22 protein-coding genes are annotated in these 22,770 nt (G+C 73.5%); 8 read left to right on the top strand and 14 right to left on the bottom strand.

The features are described from left to right. Positions 1-6 precede the first annotated feature (6 nt). The 3 genes from ABD944_RS34650 (at position 7) to ABD944_RS34640 (ending at position 2,727) form a co-directional block, all read left to right on the top strand. On the top strand, positions 7-477 hold the full coding sequence (locus ABD944_RS34650) for a PaaI family thioesterase (RefSeq protein ID WP_345184083.1): 471 nt from the start codon (positions 7-9) through the stop codon (positions 475-477). Positions 478-547: 70 nt separating this feature from the next. Further along, on the top strand, positions 548-2,251 hold the full coding sequence (gene sppA, locus ABD944_RS34645) for a signal peptide peptidase SppA (RefSeq protein ID WP_345184081.1): 1,704 nt from the start codon (positions 548-550) through the stop codon (positions 2,249-2,251). Continuing rightward, a complete protein-coding gene (locus ABD944_RS34640; RefSeq protein ID WP_345184106.1) occupies positions 2,236-2,727 on the top strand; it encodes a flavin reductase family protein in 492 nt (163 codons plus the stop codon). The genes sppA and ABD944_RS34640 overlap by 16 nt, the downstream gene beginning before the upstream one ends. Here ABD944_RS34640 and ABD944_RS34635 read toward each other — a convergent pair. The 6 genes from ABD944_RS34635 to hutH are packed head-to-tail and all read right to left on the bottom strand — an operon-like array spanning position 2,724 to position 10,250. Next, positions 2,724-3,260, bottom strand: a complete 537-nt coding sequence (locus ABD944_RS34635) for a ferritin-like domain-containing protein (RefSeq protein WP_185033447.1) — start codon at positions 3,258-3,260, stop codon at positions 2,724-2,726. The genes ABD944_RS34640 and ABD944_RS34635 overlap by 4 nt on opposite strands. A gap of 20 nt (positions 3,261-3,280) precedes the next feature. After that, positions 3,281-4,465 (bottom strand): imidazolonepropionase, encoded by a 1,185-nt coding sequence (gene hutI, locus ABD944_RS34630; RefSeq protein WP_345184076.1) that lies wholly within the window; start codon positions 4,463-4,465, stop codon positions 3,281-3,283. Continuing rightward, positions 4,462-5,832 carry a formimidoylglutamate deiminase gene (locus ABD944_RS34625; protein WP_345184074.1) on the bottom strand — a complete coding sequence of 457 codons (1,371 nt, stop codon included), beginning with the start codon at positions 5,830-5,832 and terminating at the stop codon, positions 4,462-4,464. The genes hutI and ABD944_RS34625 overlap by 4 nt, the downstream gene beginning before the upstream one ends. A gap of 10 nt (positions 5,833-5,842) precedes the next feature. Then, complete coding sequence (locus ABD944_RS34620) at positions 5,843-7,042, bottom strand: allantoate amidohydrolase (RefSeq protein WP_345184072.1); 1,200 nt, start codon at positions 7,040-7,042, stop codon at positions 5,843-5,845. After that, on the bottom strand, positions 7,039-8,694 hold the full coding sequence (gene hutU, locus ABD944_RS34615; protein WP_345184070.1) for a urocanate hydratase: 1,656 nt from the start codon (positions 8,692-8,694) through the stop codon (positions 7,039-7,041). Before hutU ends, ABD944_RS34620 begins: the two co-directional genes overlap by 4 nt. An 11-nt stretch (positions 8,695-8,705) precedes the next feature. Further along, complete coding sequence (gene hutH / locus ABD944_RS34610) at positions 8,706-10,250, bottom strand: histidine ammonia-lyase (protein WP_345184104.1); 1,545 nt, start codon at positions 10,248-10,250, stop codon at positions 8,706-8,708. 92 nt (positions 10,251-10,342) lie between these two features. Here hutH and ABD944_RS34605 point away from each other — a divergent pair, with 92 nt between their 5' ends. Then, positions 10,343-11,104 carry an IclR family transcriptional regulator gene (locus tag ABD944_RS34605; RefSeq protein WP_345184068.1) on the top strand — a complete coding sequence of 254 codons (762 nt, stop codon included), beginning with the start codon at positions 10,343-10,345 and terminating at the stop codon, positions 11,102-11,104. A 3-nt stretch (positions 11,105-11,107) separates the two neighbouring features. Here the strand turns inward: ABD944_RS34605 and ABD944_RS34600 are convergent, their stop codons facing one another. The 3 genes from ABD944_RS34600 to ABD944_RS34590 all read right to left on the bottom strand — a co-directional run bounded on the left by ABD944_RS34600 (position 11,108) and on the right by ABD944_RS34590 (position 13,634). Further along, complete coding sequence (locus tag ABD944_RS34600; protein ID WP_345184066.1) at positions 11,108-12,169, bottom strand: SDR family oxidoreductase; 1,062 nt, start codon at positions 12,167-12,169, stop codon at positions 11,108-11,110. Positions 12,170-12,214: 45 nt separating this feature from the next. Further along, positions 12,215-12,847 carry a hypothetical protein gene (locus tag ABD944_RS34595; RefSeq protein WP_345184064.1) on the bottom strand — a complete coding sequence of 211 codons (633 nt, stop codon included), beginning with the start codon at positions 12,845-12,847 and terminating at the stop codon, positions 12,215-12,217. A gap of 223 nt (positions 12,848-13,070) precedes the next feature. After that, positions 13,071-13,634: a GNAT family N-acetyltransferase gene (locus ABD944_RS34590; RefSeq protein WP_345184062.1), complete on the bottom strand. Its 564-nt coding sequence runs from the start codon at positions 13,632-13,634 to the stop codon at positions 13,071-13,073. Positions 13,635-13,810: 176 nt separating this feature from the next. On the opposite strand from ABD944_RS34590, the gene ABD944_RS34585 reads away from it, so the two are divergent. Together ABD944_RS34585 and ABD944_RS34580 are read left to right on the top strand one after the other, a co-directional pair. After that, positions 13,811-14,620 (top strand): SAM-dependent methyltransferase, encoded by an 810-nt coding sequence (locus tag ABD944_RS34585; protein WP_345184060.1) that lies wholly within the window; start codon positions 13,811-13,813, stop codon positions 14,618-14,620. After that, complete coding sequence (locus ABD944_RS34580; RefSeq protein WP_345184057.1) at positions 14,620-15,804, top strand: cytochrome P450 family protein; 1,185 nt, start codon at positions 14,620-14,622, stop codon at positions 15,802-15,804. The genes ABD944_RS34585 and ABD944_RS34580 overlap by 1 nt, the downstream gene beginning before the upstream one ends. A gap of 136 nt (positions 15,805-15,940) precedes the next feature. On the opposite strand, the gene ABD944_RS34575 is transcribed toward ABD944_RS34580, so the two are convergent. The 4 genes from ABD944_RS34575 to ABD944_RS34560 are packed head-to-tail and all read right to left on the bottom strand — an operon-like array spanning position 15,941 to position 19,373. Further along, positions 15,941-16,864: an ABC transporter substrate-binding protein gene (locus tag ABD944_RS34575; protein WP_345184055.1), complete on the bottom strand. Its 924-nt coding sequence runs from the start codon at positions 16,862-16,864 to the stop codon at positions 15,941-15,943. A gap of 18 nt (positions 16,865-16,882) precedes the next feature. Continuing rightward, positions 16,883-17,569 carry an ABC transporter permease gene (locus tag ABD944_RS34570; protein WP_345184053.1) on the bottom strand — a complete coding sequence of 229 codons (687 nt, stop codon included), beginning with the start codon at positions 17,567-17,569 and terminating at the stop codon, positions 16,883-16,885. Beyond that, positions 17,566-18,213 carry an ABC transporter permease gene (locus ABD944_RS34565; protein WP_345184051.1) on the bottom strand — a complete coding sequence of 216 codons (648 nt, stop codon included), beginning with the start codon at positions 18,211-18,213 and terminating at the stop codon, positions 17,566-17,568. The genes ABD944_RS34570 and ABD944_RS34565 overlap by 4 nt, the downstream gene beginning before the upstream one ends. After that, positions 18,213-19,373, bottom strand: coding sequence for an ABC transporter ATP-binding protein (locus ABD944_RS34560; RefSeq protein WP_345184049.1), 1,161 nt, complete (start codon positions 19,371-19,373; stop codon positions 18,213-18,215). The genes ABD944_RS34565 and ABD944_RS34560 overlap by 1 nt, the downstream gene beginning before the upstream one ends. 163 nt (positions 19,374-19,536) lie before the next feature. On the opposite strand from ABD944_RS34560, the gene ABD944_RS34555 reads away from it, so the two are divergent. After that, positions 19,537-21,000, top strand: a complete 1,464-nt coding sequence (locus ABD944_RS34555; protein WP_345184047.1) for an aromatic amino acid ammonia-lyase — start codon at positions 19,537-19,539, stop codon at positions 20,998-21,000. A gap of 3 nt (positions 21,001-21,003) precedes the next feature. On the opposite strand, the gene ABD944_RS34550 is transcribed toward ABD944_RS34555, so the two are convergent. Continuing rightward, positions 21,004-22,014, bottom strand: a complete 1,011-nt coding sequence (locus tag ABD944_RS34550) for a LacI family DNA-binding transcriptional regulator (RefSeq protein WP_345184045.1) — start codon at positions 22,012-22,014, stop codon at positions 21,004-21,006. A gap of 182 nt (positions 22,015-22,196) precedes the next feature. Here ABD944_RS34550 and ABD944_RS34545 point away from each other — a divergent pair, with 182 nt between their 5' ends. Continuing rightward, on the top strand, positions 22,197-22,721 hold the full coding sequence (locus ABD944_RS34545; protein WP_345184042.1) for a cysteine dioxygenase: 525 nt from the start codon (positions 22,197-22,199) through the stop codon (positions 22,719-22,721). Positions 22,722-22,770: the final 49 nt, after the last annotated feature.

Here is a 22,770-nt window from a genome sequence, read left to right as displayed (position 1 = left end):
AGCGAGTTGAGCGTCGAGGCGACCCCCCAGGACCTGTGGAACACCCTGTCGGGCGCCGAGCTGATCCGGGCGATGGCGGACGGACGGTTCCCGCAGATCTCCGACATCAACGACTACATCGGGCAGGACATCGCCTCCGCCGAACCGGGCCGGGTCGTCATCGAGTGGACGCCGGGCGAACGGCTCTGCAACCCCGGCGGCACGGTGCACGGCGGCTACATCGCGATGATCCTCGACAACGCGGTCTGCCTCGCGGCGAGCAGCACCTGCGAGCACTTCATGCCGATGCTCACCCTCAACCTGAACGTCGACTACCTGCGCGGCGTCCGGGCCGACGAGACCTACACGGTGACCGGGACGTGCGTGCACCCCGGCGCCACCCGCATGGTCTCCAACGCGGTGGTCACCGACGGGCGCGGCCGCCCGGTCGCCCAGGCGTCGGCCGGCGTGATCCCCAACAAGGCGTTCGCCCGCTGAGCCCGTCCCGCCCGGCCCGGGCCCGCCCGGGCGGCGGGAACGGCGCCCGGCGAGCGCATAGGCTGGGCCCATGGTGGATCCCGGCACAGTCGTCAACGTGATCAAACAGGCCCGCGACCGGCGGACGGCCCCGCTGATCCTGGAGCTCGACCTCACCGAGGGCATCGTCGAGACCGCGCCCGCCGACCCCGTCTCGGCGTTCCTGTCCATGCGCCGGCCGGGCCTGCGGGACGTCCTGGACGGGCTGCGCCGCGCCCGCTCCGACAGCCGGGTGCGCGCACTCGTCGTGAAGGTCAGCGGCACCGTCGGGCTGGCGCTCGCCCAGGAACTGCGCGAGGCCGTGCAGAGCCTGCGGGACGCGGGCAAGCACACCGTCGCCTGGGCCGAGACGTTCGGCGAGGGAGGCCGCGGCACCGTCCCGTTCTATCTGGCCACCGGGTTCGACAAGGTCTACCTGCAGCCCACCGGCGAGGTCGGGCTCACCGGCGTCGCGATCGAGGAGCCCTTCTTCGCCGGCGCGCTGGAGAAGGCGGGCGTGCGGCCGCGGTTCGCCAAGCGCTACGAGTACAAGACCATGGCGAACACGTTCATGGAGAAGACCTACACGCCCGAGCACGAGGAGTCGTCGCAGCGCCTCGTCACCTCGCTCGGCGAGCAGATCACCGCCGGGATCGCCGCCTCCCGCGGCCTGGCGGAGGAGAAGGTCCGCGAGCTCACCGACCGCGGCCCGCTGCTGGCCGCCGAGGCGCTGGAGGAGGGCCTGGTCGACGGCCTCGCCTACCGCGACGAGATCTACGGCGGCCTGCGGAAGGAGTTCGGCGAGGAGGCGCAGCTGCGCTACGTCTCCCGCTACAACCGCGCGCACGGCCTGGCCAACCGCCTCCCGCAGCCCGGCAAGCAGGACGTCGTCGCCTTCATCAACGGGCAGGGGCCGATCCGGCTCGGCCGCAGCGGCCGCGGCGGCCCGCTCCCGAACTCGGGGCCCGCGATGGGCTCGGACACGATCGGCGCCGCGTTCCGCGCCGCCGTGAAGGACGACCGGGTCAAGGCGATCGTGTTCCGCGTCAACAGCCCGGGCGGCTCCGCCGTCGCCTCCGACTCGATCTGGCGCGAGGTCGTCCTCGCCCGCCGCGCCGGCAAGCCCGTGATCGTGTCCATGGGCAACGTCGCCGCGTCCGGCGGCTACTACGTCTCGATGGCCGCCGACACGATCGTGGCGCAGCCCGGGACCATCACCGGCTCGATCGGCGTCGTGGTCGGCAAGGCCGTGGTCAACGACCTGCTGGAGCGGGTCGGCGTCGGCCTCGGCTCGGTCGCCGACGGCGACCACGCGCGCATGTTCAGCGCCACCAAGGACTTCAGCGACTCCGAGTGGGAGCGCGTCAACGCCTCCCTCGACCGGATCTACGACGACTTCACCGCGAAGGTCGCCGAGGGCCGCGACCTGTCCCGCGAGCGCGTCCACGAGCTGGCCCGGGGCCGGGTCTGGACGGGCGCGGACGCGCGCGAGCGCGGCCTCGTCGACGAGCTCGGCGGCATCGACCTCGCCCTGGACCTCGCCCGCAAGAAGGCCGGCATGGCCTCCGACGCGCCGGTCCGGATCTACCCGCACACCTCGCCGCTGGAGCGGCTGCGCCCGCCGGAGTCCAGCGAGGACCGCACCGCCGCGTCCGCGCGCTTCGACGGGTGGGGCTCCCTCGGCGGGCTCGCCGCGCGGCTCGGCCTGCCCTCCGCGGGCCCGCTCACCCTGCCCGGCGCCTGGGAGATCCGCTGAGCGCCGACTTCGTCGAGGCCGTCGCGGCCTTCGCCACCGGCGTGGTCGTGCTGACCGTCCGCGACGGCCGCGACGACCTCGGCACCACGATCACCTCGTTCATGTCGGTGTCGCTGGATCCGCCGATGGTGCTGGCGAGCGTGGCGTCCTCGTCCTACCTCACCGAGGTGCTCGGCCGGAGCCCGCGCTGGGCCGCGACGATCCTGTCCGCGGACCAGCGGGCCCTAGCCGGCCGGTTCGCCGCCGAGGGACGCCCGAGCGCTCGCATCCTGCTGGCGAGCGAGCCGCACCACCGCGGCGAGCACTCCGGCGCCCTCGTCCCCGACAGGGGCGTCTCGGCCCTGGAGTGCGAGACCCGCCAGACCGTCGAGGCGGGCGACCACACCCTCTTCGTCGCCGAGGCCGTCTCGACCGACTACGTCAGCGCCGGGCGGGCCCCCCTCGTGAGGGCCGCCCGGCGCTATCTGCCCGGCTAGGACTTCGGGAAGCGCTCCAGGAAGCCGCGCAGGTCGTCGGCGTGCTCCTCCTCCTGCGCGAGGATCTGCTCGAAGACGCGCTTGGTGGTGGGGTCGCCGTCGCCGAGCCACTGGATGATCTCGGTGTAGGACGCGATGGCGATCCGCTCCGCCACCAGGTCCTCCTTGAGCATCTCGACGAGGTCGAGGCTGGCGTTGTACTCGGCGTGCGCGCGGGTGGTGAGGGTGTCCGGGGAGAAGTCGGGCTCGCCGCCGAGCTGGACGATCCGCTCGGCCAGCATGTCGGCGTGCTGCTGCTCCTCGGCCGCGTGCTGGAGGAACTCGCTCGCGACGGTCTCGGCGTGGATGCCGGTGGCCGTGTAGTAGTGCCGCTTGTACCGCAGCACGCACACGATCTCCGTGGCCAGGGCCTCGTTGCAGACCTGGATCACGCGCTGGACGTCCGCCCCGTACGCCTCGGTGATCGGGCCTTTGTCGATCTCCTGCCGAGCACGCTCGCGCAGGGTCTTGATGTCCGTCAGGAACTCCGCCATCTAGGGGCCTCCACAGTCGACTACAGGAGGCCCTCTACCCGACGGCCCTGCTTCCACACGGCGTAGGTCTGGGGTACGCCCGGGCGGTATGCGAGGTGGATGTAGGACGGGGCGTCGAGGACGTGGACGTCGGCGCGGGCGCCGGGCGCCAGGTGCCCCACGTCGGTGCGTCGCAGGGCCCGGGCGCCGCCCGCGGTCGCCGACCAGACCGCCTCGGCGGGCGTCATGCGCATGTCGCGGACGGCCACGGCGACGCAGAACGCCATGCTGGAGCTGTAGCAGGATCCGGGGTTGCAGTCGGTGGCGAGGGCGACGGTGGCTCCGGCGTCCAGGAGGCGGCGGGCGTCCGGGTAGGGCTGGCGGGTCGAGAACTCGACGCCGGGCAGGAGCGTCGCGACCGTCCGGGACGACGCCAGCGCGTCCACGTCGGCGTCGCTGAGGAACGTGCAGTGGTCGGCGGAAGCGGCCTCCAGCTCGACCGCCAGCCGCACGGCGGGCCCCTGCGTGAGCTGGTTCGCGTGGAGGCGCGGCGACAGGCCGGCCTTGACGCCCGCCGTGAGGACCTCCCGGGCCTGGTCGGCGTCGAAGGCGCCCTCCTCGCAGAAGACGTCCACCCACCGGGCGTGCGGGGCGCAGGCGGCGAGCATGTCGGTGGCGGCGAGATGCGCGTACCCGGCGGCGTCGCCCGCGTACTCGGCGGGGACGACGTGGGCGCCCAGGTAGGTGACCTCGTCGGCGTACTCGGCGGCGATGCGCACGGCGCGCGCCTCCTGCTCGACCGTGAGGCCGTAGCCGGACTTGCACTCCACGGTCGTGACGCCCTGCCGCGCCATCTCGTCCACGAGGCGGCGCACGTTGGCGCGCAGCTCGTCGTCGGACGCGGCGCGGGTGCGCTCGACGGTCGTGCGGATGCCGCCCGCGGCGTACTTCTCGCCGCTCATGCGGGCGGCGAACTCCTCGGCGCGCTCACCGGCGAACACCAGGTGGGCGTGGGAGTCCACGAAGCCGGGCAGCACCGCCCGCCCGGCGGCGTCGAACGACTCGTCGGCGGCGGGCGCGGAGGAGGACGGGCCCGTCCACGCGACCGCGCCGTCCTCGATCACCAGCGCGGCGTCGCGGACGACGGCCAGGCCGCCGCCCTGGCGATCGGGGACGGCGGGGTCGTTGGTGACGAGCTCTCCGATGTTGGTGATGACCGTGCTCATCGGCGAAGGATCTCACGGGGCGGGTCCGCGGCGGCGGAGGCGATGGAGCGGGCCAGCGCGCCGGGGACGTCCTCGACCAGCAGGTGCCGGCCGTCGTGGACGATCTGGCGGCCGGAGACGACGACGTGCCGCACGTCCGCGGCGGTGGCGGCGAACACGGCGGCCTCGGCGGCGTGGTCCGGGCCCGCGCCGGCGGTGCGGACCGAGTCGAGGGCGACGGTGACGAGGTCGGCGTAGGCGCCGGGCTCCAGCCGTCCCGCCTCGGGCCAGCCGAGCCCGGAGTGGCCGCCCGAGGTGGCGGCGGCGAGCAGCTCGCCGGCCGTCCAGTGGCCCCGGACGCGGGTGCGGAGCCGCTCGTCCAGCTCGACCGCGCGGGCCTCCTCGAACAGGTCGACGACGGCGTGCTGGTCGGAGCCGAGGCAGATCGGGGAGCCCGCGTCCGCCAGGGCGCGGGCTGGGCCGATGCCGTCGGCGAGGTCCCGTTCGGTGGTCGGGCACATGCACACGCCGGTCATCGTCGTCCCGAGCAGGCCGATGTCGTCCTCGGACAGGTGCGTGGCGTGCACGGCCGTGGTGAGCGCGCCGAGCGCCCCGGCCTCGGCGAGCAGGCGGGTCGGCGTCATGCCGTAGGCGTCCTGGCAGTCGCGGTTCTCGGCGGGCTGCTCGGACAGGTGGACGTGCAGCGGCGCGCGGCGCTCCCGCGCCCACGAGGCGACGGCGCGCAGCTGCTCGCGCGGCACGGCCCGGACGGAGTGGATCGCGGCGCCGACGCGGGCGTGGGACCGTCCCGCCTTTCCGGTCTGCTCGTGCAGGCTGTCGACGCGCCGCGCCCAGTCGCCCGCGGTGCCGTCCCCGAACCGCAGCTGCGGCCCGGCGAGCGGCCGGCCGATGCCGCCGGTCAGGTAGCAGGCGTCGAGGAGGGTGATGCGGATGCCCGCGTCGGACGCGGCGGCGATCAGCGCCTCGCCCATCGCGTTCGGGTCCCCGTAGGGGGCGCCGCCCGGACGGTGGTGCAGGTAGTGGAACTCGCCGACGCAGCTGATCCCCGCGAGGGCCATCTCGGCGAACACCGCGGTCGCCAGCGCGCGGTAGGAGTCCGGGTCGAGCCGGTCGGCGACCTGGTACATCTGCTCGCGCCACGTCCAGAACGTCCCGGAGTGCGCCTGGACGCGGGAGCGCAGCGCGCGGTGGAACGCGTGGGAGTGGGCGTTGGCGAGGCCCGGCAGGGTGAGGCCGGGGAGGTGCGGGGCGCCCGGCGCCGCCGGGACCCCGGGGGTGACGCGTGTGATCCGCTCGCCGTCGGCCTCGATGAGCACGTCGGCCGCGACGCCGTCGCCTAGCCAGGCGAACTGGGCATGCCACTGCATAACGGAATCCCTACCCCCGCGCCAGGTCGTCCAGTACCGCGGCGAGGGCCTCGACCCCGGCCAGGCGGTCGGACGGCTCGGCGAACTCCTCGGGCGCGTGCGACACCCCGCTCGGGTTCCGCACGAACAACATCGCGGTCGGCAGCCGCGCCGACAGGACGCCCGCGTCGTGGCCGGCGCCGGTCGGCAGGACGGGGACGCCGCCGAGCGCCGACCCGACCCGGTCGCGCAGCGCCAGGTTGAAGTCGACGATCTCGGTGTAGGACTCCTCGGCGAGGTCGACGCTCACCCGGTGCGGGCGCGCCGCGACCCGCGCGGCCTCGTCGACCTCCAGCACCGTCCGGCGGACGGCGTCGTCGGCGGGGCCCCGGGCGTCCAGCCAGGCGGTGACCGCCGACGGGATCGCGTTCACGCCGTTCGGCTCGACCCGGACCTTCCCGACCGTCGCGACGGTCCCGTTGCGCTCGGCGGCCTCCCGCGCGGCGATGACCATGTGCGCGAACGGCAGCATCGGGTCGCGCCGGTCGGGCAGCCCGGTCGTCCCGGCGTGGTTGCCCTCGCCCGCGAAGTCGAACCGCCACCGGCCGTGCGGCACGATCGCGCTCGCGACGCCGACCGGGACGTCCAGCGCCCTGCCCTGCTCGACGTGCAGCTCGACGTAGCAGGCGATCCGCCCGAGCAGGTCCTCGTCCGGGCCGATCGCGTGCGGGTCGAGCCCGGCGTTGTGGACGACCTCGGCGAACGTGTGCCCGTCGGCGTCGGTGAGGCCGCGCGCCCGGGCCGGGTCGATCGCCCCGGCCAGCAGCCGGGAGCCGAGGCACGCCACCCCGAACCGCGCGCCCTCCTCCTCGGCGAACGCCGCGATCCCGATCGGCCGGGCCGGCCGGACGCCGCGCTCGCGGAGCAGGTCGACCGCCGCGAACGCCGACACGATGCCGAGCGGCCCGTCGAACGCTCCCCCGCCGGGAACGGAATCGAGATGGCTGCCGGTCAGGACGGCGCCCGTGCGGGTCCCGTCCTCCGGGTACCACCAGGCGACCGTGTTCCCGTTGGGGTCGTGCTCGAGGTCGAGGCCGCGGCGGCGGGCCTCGTCGGCGAACCAGGCGCGGCACTCCAGCTCCGGCGGCGTCCACGCGAACCGGTGGTAGCCGCCGGTCGCCGCGTCCCGCCCGACGGGCAGCAGCTCCGCCCACATCTCCTCGAAGCTCATGGCCGCATGGGGATGCGCACGCCGCGCTCGTCCGCGACCTCCGCCGCCCGCTCGTAGCCGGCGTCGACGTGCCGCATGACGCCGGTGCCGGGGTCGTTGGTCAGGACGCGCCGGAGCTTCTCCCCGGCGAGGGCCGTGCCGTCGGCGACGCAGACCTGGCCGGCGTGGATGGAGCGGCCGATGCCGACGCCGCCGCCGTGGTGGATCGACACCCACGTCGCACCGGAGGAGGTGTTGAGCATGGCGTTCAGCAGCGGCCAGTCGGCGATCGCGTCCGACCCGTCCTTCATGCCCTCGGTCTCCCGGTACGGGCTGGCGACCGACCCGCAGTCGAGGTGGTCGCGGCCGAGCACGATCGGCGCGCTGATCTCACCGCGCGCGACCAGGTCGTTGAACACCTCGCCCGCCTTGTCGCGCTCGCCGTAGCCGAGCCAGCAGATCCGCGACGGCAGGCCCTGGAAGTGGACCTTCTCCTTCGCCATCCGGATCCACCGGGTCAGCGGCTCGTTGTCGGGGAACAGGTCGAGGATCGCCTGGTCGGTGCGGGCGATGTCCTTCGGGTCGCCCGACAGCGCCGCCCACCGGAACGGCCCCTTGCCCTCGCAGAACAGCGGCCGGATGTAGGCGGGCACGAACCCGGGGAACGCGAACGCGCGCGCGTACCCGGCGAGCTGCGCCTCGCCCCGGATGGAGTTGCCGTAGTCGAACACCTCGGCGCCCGCGTCCTGGAAGCCGACCATGGCCTCGACGTGGACGGCCATCGACGCGCGGGCCCTGGCGATGAACCCGTCGCGGTCCTTGTCGCGCTCGGCGGCCATGTCCTCGAACGCGACGCCCTGCGGCAGGTAGGCGAGCGGGTCGTGCGCGCTGGTCTGGTCGGTGACGATGTCGATCGGGGCGCCGCGCCGCAGCAGTTCGGGGACGATGTCGGCGGCGTTGCCCAGCACCGCGACCGACAGCGGCCTGCGTTCGGCCTTCGCCTCCTCGGCGAGCCGCAGCGCCTCGTCCAGCGAGCCCGCCCGCACGTCGCAGTAGCGGTGCTCGACCCGCCGCTCGATCCGGGACGGGTCGCACTCGACGCAGATCGCGACGCCGCCGTTCATCGTGACGGCGAGGGGCTGCGCGCCGCCCATCCCGCCGAGCCCGGCGGTCAGGGTGATCGTCCCGGCGAGGGTGCCGCCGAACCGCTTCTCGGCGACGGCGGCGAACGTCTCGTAGGTGCCCTGCAGGATGCCCTGCGTCCCGATGTAGATCCACGACCCGGCGGTCATCTGGCCGAACATCGTCAGGCCGAGCGACTCCAGGCGGCGGAACTCCTCCCACGTGCCCCACTGCGGAACGAGGTTGGAGTTCGCGATGAGCACGCGCGGCGCCCACTCGTGCGTCTGGAAGATCCCGACCGGCTTGCCGGACTGGACGAGCAGCGTCTCGTCCCCCTCCAGGGCGGACAGCGACCGGACGATGCCGTCGAAGGCGTCCCAGCTCCGGGCCGCCTTCCCCGACCCGCCGTAGACGACCAGCTCGTCGGGGTGCTCGGCGACCTCGGGGTCGAGGTTGTTCTGGATCATGCGCAGGGCGGCCTCCTGCGGCCACCCCTTGGCGGCGGTCAGCGAGGTGCCGCGCGGGGCGCGGACGGGACGGGGACCGGACATGTGGGACTCCTTCAGGAGAGCGGGCCGGTGACGGCCTCGGCGGCGGCGACCAGTGAGCCGTCCCGGACCAGCGCGGTCGCGGCGGCGATCTCGGGGGCGAGGTAGCGGTCCGGGCCGGGCGGCGGGACGGCCTCGCGGAGCCGGGCGACCACGGCGGCGGTGGCCGGGCCGGGAAGCAGCGGGGTGCGCAGCTCCAGCGCCCGCGCGGCGGTGAGGATCTCGACGGCGACGACCTGCGCGAGGCCGGCCACCGCGCGGCGCAGCTTGCGGGCCGCGCCCCACCCCATCGAGACGTGGTCCTCCTGCATGGCCGAGCTCGGGATCGAGTCGGCGCTCGCGGGCACGGCGAGGCGCTTGAGCTCCGACACGATCGCCGCCTGCGTGTACTGGGCGATCATGTGGCCGGAGTCGACGCCGGGGTCGTCGGCGAGGAAGGCGGGCAGCCCGGCGGAGCGGCCCTTGTCGAGCATCCGGTCGGTGCGGCGCTCGGACATCGAGGCGACGTCGGCCGCCGGGACCGCGAGGAAGTCCAGCACGTAGGCGACCGGGGCGCCGTGGAAGTTGCCGTTCGACTCGACCCGTCCGTCGGGGAGGACGACGGGGTTGTCCACGGCGGACGCCAGCTCCCGTCCCGCGACCAGCTCGGCGTGCGCGAGGGTGTCGCGGGCGGCCCCGTGCACCTGCGGGGCGCAGCGCAGCGAGTAGGCGTCCTGCACGCGGGTGCAGTCGGGGCCCCGGTGCGACTCCATGATCTGCGAGTCGGCCAGCAGCGCCCGCAGGTTCGCGGCCGAGGCGGCCTGGCCGGGGTGGGGCCGCAGGTTCTGCAGGTCGGCGGCGAAGACGCGGTCGGTGCCGAGCAGCGCCTCGACGCTCATCGCGGCGGCGACGTCGGCCGCGGTGAGCAGCCTCCGCAGATCGCCGATGGCCAGGACGAGCATGCCGAGCATCCCGTCCGTGCCGTTCAGCAGGGCGAGCCCCTCCTTGGCGCCGAGCTCGACCGGCGTGATGCCCGCGTCCCGCAGGGCGTCGGCCGCCGGCCTGAGCTCGCCGGCGGCGTCCCGGACCGACCCCTCACCGATCAGCGCGAGGGCCACGTGGGCGAGCGGCGCCAGGTCGCCGGAGCAGCCGAGGCTGCCGTACTCGAAGACCTGCGGGGTGATGCCGGCGTTGAGCAGCGCGGCCAGGGTCCTCGCGGTGACGGGCTGGACGCCGGTCCGTCCCGTCGCGAGCGTGCGCAGCCGGAGCAGCATCAGTGCCCGGACCACCTCGCGCTCGACCTCGGCCCCCGACCCCGCCGCGTGCGACCGGACGATGTTCAGCTGGAGCTGGGCCCGCAGCTCGGGCGCGATGTGCCGCGTGGCGAGCGCCCCGAAGCCCGTCGAGACGCCGTAGACCGGCGTCGGGCGCGCCGACAGCTCCTCGATGTGGGCCCGCGCCTCACCGATCAGCTTCAGCGCCCCGTCGGACAGCGCCACCTTGGCCCCGTCCCGCGCCACCGCCGCGACCTGCTCGAACGCCAGCGGTTCCGGCCCGACCTCGACGCCTGCGTCCCCCATACCAAAACCCATACCCACCATTGGAGCGCGTCCGGGGCCGATGCCCCAGCCCCGGCCCGCGCTCTGTGTCTCGTATACGAGACACTCGGAGCATGAGCCAGGTCCCCGCCGCCCGCCGCGCCCTCGCGGTGCTGCGCCTCCTGGCGGCCGCGCCCGGCCCCCTGCCCGCCTCGGCGATCGCCCGCGAGCTCGGCATCCCCCGCTCCAGCGCGTACCACCTGCTCACCGCGATGGCCGAGGACGGCTTCGTCACCTCCATCCCCGAGGAGCGCCGCTGGGGCCTCGGCGTCGCCGCCTTCGAGATCGGCTCCGCCTACCTGCGCCACGAGCCCCTGGAACGCCTCGCCCGCCCCCTCCTGCGCCGCCTGGTCGACCGCGTCGGCGAGATCGCGCAGCTCGGCGTCCTGCACGGCGCCGAGACCCTCTACCTGCTGAAGGAGCAGCCGCCCCGGCACGCCACCCTGGTCACCGACGTCGGCGTCCGGATGCCCGCCCAGCTCACCGCGAGCGGCCGCTCGATCCTGGCGTACCTGCCGCCCGCCCAGGTCAGGGCCCTGTTCCCCGGCCGCTTCGTGGACCGCACCGGCCGGGGCCCCGCCACCCTGCGCGACCTGCGCCGCACCCTCGCCGAGGACGCGCGCCGCGGCTGGGCGGTCGAGGACGGCCACATCACCGAGGGCTTCGCGAGCATCGCCGCCTGCGCCTTCGACCACACCGGCCGCCCCACCGCCGCGATCACGGTGACGTTCCGCCGCGAGGACCACCCCGAACCGGCGTGGCCCGCCCTGGCGGCCCAGGTGCGCGCGACGGCCGCCGCCCTCACGACCCGCCTCACCGGCCGCCCCCCTGCCTGAGAACTAAGCCCCGAAGCGGTCGGCGACCAGCCGGTCGGCCCAGCGCCGGAGCGCGTCCTCCACGGGCGGATGGCTCAGTCCCGCCTTCCCGGCCAGCACGCCGGCCGAGGAGGTGTCGTAGCGCTCCTCGGACAGGAAGGAGAGCGTCTCGGGCTCGACCCCGGTGAGCGCACGCGGCAGCCGCCGCACCAGCCCGACCGGCAGCGTCACCCGGGGCGGACGCACACCGAGGTGCCGCGCCAGAAGCCCGACCAGGTCGGGCAGGTGCGGCGTGGCGTCGTCCAGGACCCAGTGAGCGCGGTAGGGCTCCTCGTCGTACTCGGGCACGGCGGCCATGAAGCGGGCCAGGTGGTCGACGGTGACCACGGGCACGAACGTGCGCCGCGACCCGGCCAGCGCGGGCAGGCGCCCGCCCCAGAGATCCCGCACCATCTCGGCGAGCCCGATGTACTGCCCGGCCTCTCCGGTGACCGAGTCCCCGATCACGGTCGCCGGATGGACCGCGGTGAGGGGCACCTTCTCCTCCCGCGCGACCGCGCGTACGGCGGCGTCCCCTTCGAGCTTGGACGCCTCGTACGCGCCAAGCCGCCGGTACAGCGCGTCCAATTCCTTCGCGGGCACCGGATGGGTGAGCCTCCCCTCGGAGGCCACGCGGTACCCGGACACGTGGACGAGACGCCGCAGCCGGGGAAGCGCGGCGGCCCACCGCACGACGTTCACGGCGCCGTCGACGTTCGCCCGCCGCGCCTCCTCCCGTCCCAGCCCGAACCGGAACAGCGCGGCGGCGTTGAAGACGTCCCGCACGGCCTTCAGGCGGTCGCGGGCCTCGTCGTCCAGCCCGAGGTCCGGCCGCGTGATGTCGGCGTCGACGACCAGCAGCCCCTGGTCGTCGACGCCGTGCTCCCGCAACCATCCCCGCAGCTCACCGCCGCGCACACCGCCGCCCCGGACGGCCGCGACGACCGGCCGCCCCCGTTCCAGCAGCTCCGCCACCAGCCACCGGCCGATGAACCCCGTCGCCCCCAGGACCATGGCCTCGCCGGCCGCACCCTCGCTCAACGTCATGGCGAAAAAGTAGACCGGTCTACCTATTTTGTCCAGCGGCGCCGGTCAGCGCTTCTTCTTGGGGGTGACGCTGAGGCGGTGGTCGAGCTTCCAGAAGTAGAGCGCCTTGCCCTTGCCCACGTACACGTCGTGGAGGCCGACGCACTGGCTGCGCCCCGTCCCGGACAGGTCGGCCATCCACCTGCCGGTCGGCTCGTACACGTCGAACTGGTAGATCTTGTAGGCCCGGCCGATGTCGAGCCGGTAGTGCTTCTTCTCCTTCAGCGTCGGCGTGTACCCGAGGCTCCTCTGCCACTGCTTGTTGGCCTGGTATCCGAGGGTGGCGTTGATGCTCTCGACCGTGGCGCCGTACGAGATGGTGACCGTGTGCCCCACCGTGTACGAGGTCGCGGCGTTCATGGTGCCGGGGCCCCATCCCGAGACGGTCCACGGGTCCTGGTTCTCCCAGCGGGTCCAGGTTCCGGCGAAGTGCCGCTTCCCGCGCGCGACCCGCTTGTCGGTGCACTTCAGGCCGTTCTTCGCCGACGCGCCGGCCTTTCCCGCCTGCGCGCCGAGCTCCTTCTTCGCCGCGACACTGGTGGTCGGCCTGGCCTCCCCGCCGGACACCACCGTCGTCCCCACCACGGCCGCGGTGCCGAGGACGGCCACACCGGCGAGCGTCAACCCTGCCTTCTTCATCCGGGAATTCCCCTCTATGACCCGACCCATCCCTTGGGCCGCACGAGCCATTCTTCGAAGAAAGCCGATTCCGGATTCAGGGCCCTAGGACCCCAACCCCCGCGCCCCGGGCCCTACCTGCTCGCGCTTCGCCCCGGCCACTGGCACCTCGCCACCTCCGATCGGGCGGCCGCCGGGTTCCGTCGTCCTCGCCGCATCCCGCGTGCCGCGGAAATCCGCAGGGTCAGGTGTCGCGGCGGCGCGCCCAGTCGGCGCGGTGGAGTTCGTATTCGACCTCGCCGTGTTCGGTGCCGGGGATGGGGTCGTCCCAGTGCCGGTGGAAGGTGCGCAGGTAGGTCAGGCCGGACTTCTCCATGACGCGGCGGGAGGCGGCGTTGACGGCCATGGTCTGGGCGAAGACGCGGTGGACGCCGAGGTCGGTGAACGCCTTGGCGATCAGAGCCCGCGACGCTTCGGTGGCGTATCCCCGTCCCCAGCTGGCCGCGCGCAGGCAGTAGCCGAGTTCGGCCTGCCGGGCGTCGTGGCCGTCGCCCGGTTCGAGGGCCAGCCAGCCGATGAAGTCGCCGGAGGAGCGCTCGACCGCGGCCCACCGGCTGAGCGCGCCCCGCTCGTACCAGTCGAGGATCCTGGCGAGGGTCTGGTCCCTCAGGTGGGCGCGGGGGGTCGGCCGGCCGCCGGTCAGGAACCGCATGACCTCCGGGTCGCCGTCGAGCCGGACCAGGCCGTCAAGGTCGTTCTCGGTGAACCGCCGCAGCAGCAGCCGGTCGGTGGTGAGGAATACCTGCACGGCGCCGAGTCCTCCGATCCGCCGAGGAGACGGCCACCCGCGTGATCATCTCGTTCGATGGGCGTTCTGTCCTTGGAACGGTCCTATTTGGGCTGTAGGTCGCAAATGATCGAAAACGTCCGGCTTCGTCTCTACAATCTCATGCGATCGGATACCCGGACAGGGAGGTCCCTCCCGTGAATGGTGAGCACCGCCCCGAGTGGCCGGTCGATCCCGAGACGCCCAGCGTGGCCCGGATGTACGACTACTACCTCGGCGGCAAGGACAACTTCGCGGCGGACCGCGAGGCCGCCGACCAGGTGGTGGCCGCGATGCCGAACGTGCTGGAGTTCACCCGCGCCAACCGCGGGCTGCTGTCGCGGGCCGTGACGATGATGGCCGACCGCGGCATCCGGCAGTTCCTGGACATCGGCTCCGGGCTCCCGACGCAGGAGAACGTGCACCAGGTGGCCCAGCGCGCGGCGCCCGGCTCCACCGTCATCTACGTCGACAACGACCCGATCGTGCTCGCGCACGCGCGGGCGCTGCTGGCCGACAACCCGCTGACCACGGTCATCCAGGCCGACTTACGCGAGCCGGAGAGCATCCTGGACGACCCCGAGGTGAAGGCCCGGATCGACTTCGACCGGCCGGTGGGCCTGCTGTTACTGGCCATCCTGCACTTCGTCCCGGACGAGGCGGGACCGGCGGAGATCGTGGCGAGGCTCCGGGCGCCGCTGGCCCCCGGCAGCTTCCTGGCCATCACGCACGGCCACCGCGGCGAGGTCACCACGCAGGTCGAGGAGCAGGTCCGGGGCGCGTACGGCAGGACGGGGGCGGGCGACATCATTCCGCGCGGGATCGACGAGGTCATGACGTTCTTCGAGGGCACCGAGCTGGTCGGCCCCGGCCTGGTCCAGGTGGCCGACTGGCGGGCGGACGCCGAGCCGTCCCCGCCCGACATGTCGCGGCCGGGCTTCCTCGCCGGCGTCGGGAGGGTGGTCTGATGCTGCCGACCCATCTGCTGTTCGGCCGGGCCTTCAGCGAGGACCCCTACGCCGTGTACGCCGAGCTGCGGGCGGCGGGGCCCGTCCATCCGATCGACTTCCCTCCCGGCGCCGCCGCCTTCCTCGTGGTCGACCACGAGCACGGCCGCGCGGCACTCAGCGACCCGCGCCTGTCCAAGGACACCGCGAACAGCGCCGTGCCCGTGAACCCCGAGCTCTTCTTCGGCGGCACGATGCTCGGGATGGACCCGCCCGGCCACACCCGGATGCGCGGGCTGGTGGCCAAGGCGTTCACCGCCCGGCGGGTGGAGCGGCTGCGCCCGCGCGTCCAGGAGATCGCCGACCGGCTGCTGGACGGCGTCGCCGAACGCGGCGAGGCCGACCTGATCGAGGACTTCGCCGTCCCGCTGCCGATCCAGGTCATCTGCGAGCTGCTCGGGGTGCCGGCGCGCGACCGGGCCCGGTTCCGCGAGTGGACGGCCGTGCTGACCGTGCCGGCGCTGACCGCCGAGGCCCGCGAGCGCCGCCGCGAGGCGGCCCGGGCGTTCAACGCCTACCTGCTCGACGTGATCGCCGAGCGGCGGGCCGAGCCCGAGGACGACCTGGTCAGCGCCCTGATCACCGCCCGCGACGGCGACGCCGCCCTCACGGAGGCGCAGCTGCTCGGCACCGTCGCGCTGCTGCTCATCGCCGGGCACGAGACCACCGTCAACCTCATCGGCAACGGGATGCTCGCCCTGCTCCGGGCGCCCGGCCAGCTCGCCCTGCTGCGGGCGCGGCCCGAGCTGCTGCCGTCCGCGGTCGAGGAGCTGCTGCGGTTCGACGGCCCGGTGGAACGGGCGAGCCAGCGCATCGCCCTGGAGGACATGGAGATCGCCGGAACGCCGATCCCCAAGGGCGCCTGGGTGCACGTCTCGCTCGGCGCCGCCGACAGGGACCCCGCCGTGTTCGAGGACCCGGACCGGCTGGACGTGACCCGCGCCCCCAAGGGGCACGTCCCCTTCGGCCACGGCCCGCACTTCTGCCTCGGCGCCCCGCTGGCCCGGCTGGAAGGGCAGATCGCCATCGGCGGCCTGCTGGACCGCTTCCCCGGTCTCGCCCTCGCCGTGCCCGCGGACGAGCTGCGCCACCACCGCACCGGCTCGATCGTCCGCGGGCTGGTCTCGCTCCCCGTGCGCGTCTGAACGCCGCCCCGGCTCGGGAAGGACGGGGCGCTCTCCACGGTGCTCCAGCAGCATGTCCCGATCGCAGCCAGCGATCCGGGACGGCGAACGGCCGAGTCCCGGGGCGGGACTCGGCCGTCGGCGGTGTTGCGGAGGGTCAGGCGAGGCCGGACTTCTTCAGCCACTCCTCGGCGACCTTCTCCTGGTCGTCCTTGTCGATGGCGACGCGCTTCATCATGTCCAGGAGGTCCTGGGTGGTGAGCTTGGCGGAGACGCCGTTCAGCGCCGCCCTGGCCTTCTCGTCCACCGCCTTGGTGTTGACCAGCGGCGTGACGTTCTGGGCGGAGAAGACGTTCTCCGGGTCCTCCAGGACGACGAGCTTGTTCTGCTGGATCGTCGGGTCGGTGGTGAACAGGTCGGCGGCCTGGACCTTGTTCTCGGTGAGCAGCTTCACCAGGGTCGCCTGGGCGCCGGCGTCGAACGGCTGGAACTTCTTGAAGTCCAGGCCGTAGGTCTTCTTGAGGCCGACGAGGCCCTGCTGGCGGGTCTTGAACTCCGAGGGCCCGGCGATGACGAGGTCCTTGGCGACCGGCTTGAGGTCGGCGATGGACTTCAGGTTGTACTTGGCGGCCGTCTGCGGATTGACGGTGACGGAGTCCTTGTCCTCGGCCTTCGCCGAGTCCAGGATCTCCACGCCGGCCGGCAGCTTGGCCTTGAGCGCGGCGTTGATCTCGTCGGTGGTGGCGGCCGTGCTGGTCTTGTCGACCGAGGTGGTGAGCAGGGCGCCGTTGTACTCGGGCATCACGCTGATGCCGCCCTTGACGACCTGGTCGTAGTAGATCTCGCGGGCGCCGATGTTGAACTTGCGGGTGACCTTGACGCCCTTGGCCTCCAGCGCCTGCGCGTACAGCTCGCCGAGCAGGTTGCTCTCGGGGAAGTTCGCGCCGCCGACGGTGACGGTGCCGTTCCCGCCGCCCCCGGAGAGCGGGTTCGAGTCGTCCCCGGAGTCGCCGCTCCCGCAGGCGGACAGCGACAGGGCGGCCACGAGGCCGACGACCGCGCCCCTGATGAGTTTGTTCATGGTGCTCTTCCTTCGGTGTCAGGAGGATCGGGCGGAGCCGAGCAGGCCCGGTGAGACGAGGAGGCGGCGCAGTGCCGCGAAGGCCGCCTGGACGATCAGCGCGAGCAGCACCACCAGGACGGTGCCCCCGACGACGAGCTGGTAGTCGTTGCGGGCCAGACCGTCGATGATGTAGCGGCCGAGACCGCCGAAGCCGGGGTAGGCGGCGATGGTCGCGGTGGCGACGACCTGGATCGCGGACGTGCGCAGCCCCAGCAGGATGAGGGGCAGCGCCATCGGCAGCTCGACCCGCCACAGTACGCCCCAGCCGGTCATGCCCATCCCGCTGGCCGCGTCCTTGGCGTCGGCGTCGACGCCGCGGATGCCCTCGAAGGTGTTGACCAGGATCGGCGGGACGGCGAGGGCCACGAGCGCGACGAGCACCGGCGTGATGCTGTACTCGATCACCACGACGATCAGCACCAGGCCGAAGGTGGGGACGGCGCGGGCGATGTTCGCCAGGCTGATCGCGAGGAACCCGCCGCGGCCGGTGTGCCCGACGAGCAGGCCGAGCGCGAGGCCGATGACCGCGGCGCACACCAGCGCCACGCCGCTGTAGTACACGTGCTGGAGCAGGCGGTGCGGGATGCCGTCGCCGCCGTGCCACTGGGAGGACGTGGTCAGCCACGTCCAGAACAGGTCGATCTGGTTCCACAGCTCGTTCATGAGGTCATCCGGGCTCGGGCCCACGGGGTGAGCAGGCGTTGGACGGTGACCAGGATCGCGTCGGTGACCAGGGCCAGCAGGACGATCAGGACGGTGGCGGCCACGATCTGCGTCTGGAACTGGAGCTGGTAGCCGCGGATGATGTCGTAGCCGAGGCCGCCCTGGCCGATCAGTTGGCCGACGGCGACGAGGCTGATGGAGGAGACGGCGGCGACGCGCGTCCCGGCGATGACGATGGGCACGGCGATCGGCAGCTCCACCTGGAGCAGGCGCCGCAGCGGGCCGAAGCCCATCGCGGTGGCCGCCTGCCGGACGGGCTCGGACACCGAGGCCAGGCCGTCCACCACGTTCGGGACGAGCACCGACAGGCTGTACAGGGTCAGCGGGATCATGACCGTGGACGCGGTCAGCCCCGTGTACTGGATGAAGACCATGAACAGCGCGAGCGACGGGATCGCGTAGAAGACGTTCGAGACCGTCAGCGCCGGCGGGTAGAGCCACGCCCAGCGGCGGCACAGCATGCCGACCGGCAGCGAGATGATCAGGCCGAACAGCACCGGCAGCAGCGCGAGCCGCAGGTGGATGAGGGCGTGCTCGGTCAGCGTGTCGGTGTGCTCGCCGATCCAGCCCCAGTCGATGTCCATCAGCCGGCGCCTCCGGCGTCGGCCTCCTCGGGATCGGGCGCGGGCTCGGCGGCCCGCTCTTCGCGCGCGGCGCCGGCGGCGCCGCGGCCGTGGGTGGGGACGGCGAGCAGGTCGGTCCCGCTCGCGGTCCCGACGACCGCGCCGGTCTCGTCGACGCCGACCGCCAGGCCGGACGGGGACAGCACGGCCGCGTCCAGCGCGGTCCGCACGGAGTCGCCCCCGACGTGGAAGGTGGGGCCGACCGGGCTGAGCTCGGCCTTCCCGAGCGCCCCGGTCGCCTGCGCCGGGCGGGCCCAGCCGAGGGGGCGCCGGTCCTCGTCGACGACGAGCACCCACTCCGTCCCGGCGGCCTCCGCGGCGTCCGTGCCCGCCGCGCGGACCGCGTCGTCGCTCAGCCGCAGGCCGCCCGTCTCGGCGAAGGAGAGGGTGCGGATGCCGCGGTTCTGGCCGATGAAGCCGGCGACGAAGTCGTCGGCCGGGTGGGCCAGGAGGTTCTCGGGGCTGTCGATCTGGACGAGCCGGCCGCCGGTCTGGAAGACCGCGATCCGGTCGCCGAGCTTGATGGCCTCGTCGATGTCGTGGGTGACGAACACGATCGTCTTGTGCAGCTCCTCCTGGAGGCGGAGGAACTCGTCCTGCAGCTCGGCGCGCACGACGGGGTCGACGGCGCTGAACGGCTCGTCCATCAGCATGATCGGCGGGTCGGCGGCGAGGGCCCGCGCGACACCGACGCGCTGCTGCTGGCCGCCCGACAGCTGGAACGGGTACCGCTTGCCCATCGCCGGGTCGAGCCCGACCCGCTCCATCAGCTCCAGCGCCCGCGCCCGCGCCTTCTTCTTGTTCCAGGACAGCAGGTACGGGACGGTGGCGATGTTGTCGAGGATGGTGCGGTGCGGGAAGAGCCCGGCGTGCTGGATCACGTAGCCGATGCCGCGCCTCAGCTCGGCGGGCTTGCGCTCGCGGACGTCCTCGCCGTCGATGAGCACGCGCCCGGAGGTCGGCTCGACCATCCGGTTGATGGTCCGCAGCGCGGTGGTCTTGCCGCCGCCGGAGGTGCCGACGAACACGGTGATGCGGCCCGTGGGGCATTCGAGGCTCACGTCGTCGAGTGCGACGGTCCCCCCGGGATAGCGCTTGGTGACGCCCTCAAAGGTGATCAACGAATCACGTCCTCGCCGGGCGTCCCGCATGACGCCGATGATCGAATTCTGATTACGAGCCAACCGTAACCAATGGGTACCGTCATCTCAGTGTCCCGGCATGCCCGGAACGTCGAGCATGAAAGTATATCTACCGGTAATGCAGGGAAAGTAGCGTGTCGCCGTGGAGAACAGCCGAATCGTTATCGACGGGACTTCGCTCACATGCGCTCAGGTGGCGCGTGCGGCTCGCGAAGATGTGACGGTCGCCATAGCCGCGGCCGGCGTGCGGCGGGCGCGCGACGCCTGGCGGATCGCCCGCGAGGTCACCGAGACGCAGCCGGTCTACGGGCGGACGACGGGGGTCGGCGCCAACCGCGTCGTGGACGTCGAGTGGGAGGACTCCGACGCCCACGGCCTGCGGCTGCTGCGCAGCCACGCGGCCGGGGCCGGGCCGCTGATCTCCCCCGAGATCGTCCGGGCGATGCTGACCGTCCGGCTGAACCAGATCGCGGCGGGCGGCTCGGGCGTGGAGCCGGGCGCGCTGCAGGCCCTGGCGGACGTGCTCAACCTCGGGCTGCTCCCGCCGGTGCCCGTCTACGGGGCGATCGGCACGGGCGACCTGACGGCGCTGGCCTCGACCGCGCTCTGCCTGCTCGGCGAGCGTGCGTGGCTGCCGGGCCCGGACGGCGGCCAGGAGCGCGGCCCCGGATACCGGCTGCGCTCCGCCGACGCGCTGGCGTTCATCAGCTCCAACGCCGCCACGCTCGGCGAGGCGGCGCTCGCGGTCGCCGATCTGCGGAAGGCGCTGCGCGCCTCGACGGTCGTGGCGGCGCTGTCGCACTTCGCCGTCCGGGGCTCGGAGGAGCCGTACGCGCAGCCGGTGCAGGACGCGTGCCCGCATCCGGGCCAGCAGCGGGCCGCGGCGGCGATGCGCGCGCTGCTCGCCTTCGACCGGCCGGCGCCGATGCGCATCCAGGACCCGTACGGCTACCGCGCGTTCCCGCAGGTGCACGGCCCCGCGCTGGAGGCGGCCGCCTACGCCGAGGAGGTCGTCACCCGGGAGATCAACGCCGCCGCGGAGAACCCGCTGGTGGACGTCCCCGGGCGGACGGTCTGGCACAACGGCAACTTCCACACCGCCTACGTCGGGCTCGCCCTGGACACCGCCCGCGCCGCCCTGTTCCAGACGATGGCGCTGGCCGCCGCCCGCCTCGGCACGCTCGCCGAGCCGTCCTTCACCGGACTCTACCCCTTCCAGGGCGAGACGGAGGCGTCCTCCGGGATCATGATCCTGGAGTACGTGGCGCACTCCTGCCTGGCCGACGTGCGGCGCCTCGCCACCCCCGCGGCGCTCGGCAGCGCGGTGCTGTCGCGCGGCGTCGAGGAGCACGCCGGCTTCTCGACGCAGTCGGCGCGCGCGAGCACCGACGCCGTCGCCGCCTACCGCCTCGGGCTCGGCTGCGAGCTGGTGGCCGCCGTCCGCGCGCTGCGGATGCAGGGGCGGGCGCCCTCCGGCGGGCCGCTGCGCTCGGCGTGGGACATGGCGGGCGCCGTCCTCGACCCGCGGATCGAGGACCGGCCGCTGGACACCGACATCGCCGCCGCCGCGGACCTGCTGCCGCACCTGGCCCGGCTCCACCCCTGACCCTCAGCCCGCCGCGGTCTCGCCGGTCGAGGCGCGGACGCGCAGCGACGGCTCGCGGACGACGCGGCGCTTGCGCGGCTTGCCGTCGATGACGTCCACGACGAGCCGGACGGCGGAGTGGACGATGCCCTCGACGTCCCACTCGACGCTGGTGAGCGGCGGGGACAGCAGCGCCGACATCGGATGGTTGTCGTAGCCGCAGACGGCGACGTCGCCGGGGACCTCCAGGCCCAGCTCGCGGGTGGCGGCGTAGACGCCGTAGGCGATGGAGTCGGCGAAGCAGAAGACGGCCGAGGGGCGGCCGGGGCCGCCGAGCACCCGCAGCGCGACCTCGGTGGACTCGGCGAGCGACTGCGGCACGACCACGACGTCCACCGACAGGCCGAGCCGCTCGGCCTCGGCGTTGACGTACACGTCGGCCGGGCGGTCCGGCGTGCTGGCGAGCGTGGGGGTGAACACGGTGAGGCGCTCGTGCCCGAGCGCCCGCAGGTGCTCCAGCGCGAGCGTGACGCCCCGCCGGTTGTCGAAGACGACCTCGCCCTGCGCCTGGCCGCCGTGCAGGGCGTCGCCGATGGACACGACGGGGATCGCGGCCGCCAGCTCCGACCACAGCGCGGCGGACGGGTCGAGCGGCTGGACGATCAGGCCGTCCACCCGCTGGTCGCGCAGCCGCCTGGCGAGGGCCAGCTCGCGCTCGGGGTCGCCGCCGGCGTCCACGATGAGGGCGTAGCGGCCGCGGGCGAGCAGCGCCCGCCCGATGCCGACCGCGAGGGACTGCTGCCAGTAGTCCTCCAGCGAGCCGCACAGCAGGCCGACCTGGTCGGTGCGCCCGCTGGCCAGCGCACGCGCGATCGGATGGGCCTCGTAGCCGAGCTCGCGGGCGGCGGCGCGGACGCGCTCCTGCGTCTCCTCGGAGGTCTGGATGCCGCGCAGCGCGTAGGACACGGCCGCGGGCGACAGCCCCGTCGCCTGCGCCACTTCCCGGATGGTCGCGCGCTTGCGCTTTTCCGACATCCCTCCAAGCGTAGAGGCCGCCACCGACAGAGCACGGCATCCGCGCTTGACGGGAGCGTCACTGAAGCGGTTCACTGAAACGGTTAACTGATGCGGTTCAGAAGTCCTGGCCTGGCGCTTCGCGCGGTGTCCCGGGCGTAACGGACCGTCTCCACCCACGGTTTCGGAGAGGAGCGAACCCCGTGTCTTCCGAGGTCCTGCCCCGTCCCAGCGGCCTGGAGCGCCTGCCCGGCCGCCCCCTCGACAAGCGGGAACTGCGGGAACTGGTCGACGACCTGGCCGAGCGGCCCGGCCTGTGGCGTCCCCATGTCGCGTTCCCCGAGGGCCGCCGCCACTACGTCTCCCTGCACCGGGACGAGCACGTCGACGTCTGGCTGCTGTGCTGGACGCCCGAGAACGACACCGGCTGGCACGACCACGACGTCTCCTCGGGAGCCGTCCGCGTCGTCGCCGGGGCCATCGAGGAGAACAACCCGCGCATCGGCGGCGAGCCCCTGCGGACCGTCATGCGCGAGGGCGCGTCCTTCTGCTTCGGCCCCGAGCACATCCACCGGCTCACGGGGGTGGAGGACGCCAGCGTCTCGATCCACGCCTACTCGCCGCCGCTGTGGCGGCTCGGCCAGTACTCCATCGACGAGTCGGGCGTGATGCGCCGGACGCCGGTCAGCTACACCGAGGAACTCCAGCCGTCGGACGAGGCCGCCTGACCTGGCCTAACGGGTCTGCGAGCCGGTCTGAAAGGGCCCTGGCGGACCC

The organism is Actinomadura verrucosospora (assembly GCF_039540335.1).
Lineage (GTDB): Bacteria > Actinomycetota > Actinomycetes > Streptosporangiales > Streptosporangiaceae > Spirillospora > Spirillospora verrucosospora.
The sequence above is the reverse complement of the archived record's forward strand: the minus strand, read 5'-3'. Positions and strand labels throughout refer to the sequence as shown.